The 1,421-nt window shown below is 63.0% G+C and carries 1 protein-coding gene; it reads left to right on the top strand.

The features are described from left to right. The coding region (locus AWB81_RS42935; RefSeq protein WP_062644652.1) for an ATPase, T2SS/T4P/T4SS family at nt 1-1,421 on the top strand (1,421 nt) is incomplete at both ends.

Raw genomic sequence — 1,421 nt, 5'->3', positions numbered from 1 at the left:
ACCGAGGGCGGCGGGCTGGCATCTGGCCGGCCGGAACTGGTGTCGCCCGATTCGCTTCCTGACTTCAAGCGCGTTCTCACCGTCGCTGACGACGACGCCGCGCTGCGCATTCCGGCGGCTGCGCGCAAGGAGTTCGTCGCCGTCGAACTGCAACCGGGCGTGGCGATCACGGTGGGCACCGCCCGATTCGCGGAGAAGGCCCAATATGCAACGTTCATCAAGGATCTTGGCGCCAACGACATTCTCGTGCGCGAGGAGATGATCGCGACGGAAGCTGTGATCGCCGCCATCTACTCGGGCAAGGCCGCCGCTTCCGCCAACTCCACAGTCCGCGAAGCCAGCCGGGCGATCGGCAACTTCCGCGATATCGTTGAGGCCGCGCACGCATATGGTGCGAGCGACATTCATTTCGAACCACGCGAATTTCACAATGAGGTCGAAATCCGGTTCCGTGTGAACGGCGATATGTACACGTTCAGCCGCATGCGCAAGGCGATCGTGCGTCGCGCGCTATTTGCTGCGTACAGCGATCTCGTTCAGCGCAACACCAACTCCGGCAACAGCTTTCAGCCGAGCGCGCCGCAGTCGGCAATGATCCCGCTGGTCGTCAAGACGGACACGGTCAACCTGCGCTGGCAATCGTCTCCGCTGGTGGGCGGGTATGACGTCGCCCTGCGTCTGCTCGACGGCAACTTCAAGAACTATTCGGTGCTGCTGCCGAAGGACATGGGATTCGAGAAGAGCCAGCTCGAGCTGATCGAGACGCTTAACTATGTGAGCGGCGGCATCACGGCGCTCACCGGCGAGACCGGCTCCGGCAAGACGACGACGCTTCGCGCGCTGTCGTACATGCTCCCGGACCGCGAACTCAAGAAGCAGTTCGCGGTGAACGAGCCGTCCGAGTATCCGATGCCGTGGCTGTCGGACTACTCGATCATTCGCCGCCCGGACGAGACTGACGATGAGGCGAACCGCAAGTATGCGGAAGTGATTCGAACGCTGATGCGGCAGGACCCGGACGATTTGACCATCGGCGAGGTCCGCGATCGCGTTGTGATGGGCCTGGTCGCGGAACTGGCGCTGACCGGTCACCCGGTGCGTTTCTCGCTGCACGCCGGCGACATCATCGCGGCCGTGATGCGTATGGCGGGCGGGCGGCTGCAGCTTCCGATCGACGAGCTGGCTTCAGAAGGGTTCATCAACGCGGTCGGTAACCAGAAGTTGATTCCGACGCTTTGCGAGCACTGCAAGCTGCCCGCCGAAGACGTGATGCCCAAGGCCGACCTGGAACTGTTACGCACGAAATTTGGCCTCGACACCTCGCGCATGGCATGCCGCAACTACGACGGCTGCGAACACTGCCGACTGAAGGGGCTTTTCACCCGCAACGGCAAGGCAGCGGGTGGAACCACGCGCCCGTC

The organism is Caballeronia arationis, assembly GCF_001544975.2.
Taxonomy (GTDB): Bacteria; Pseudomonadota; Gammaproteobacteria; order Burkholderiales; family Burkholderiaceae; genus Caballeronia; species Caballeronia arationis.
The sequence above is the reverse complement of the archived record's forward strand: the minus strand, read 5'-3'. Positions and strand labels throughout refer to the sequence as shown.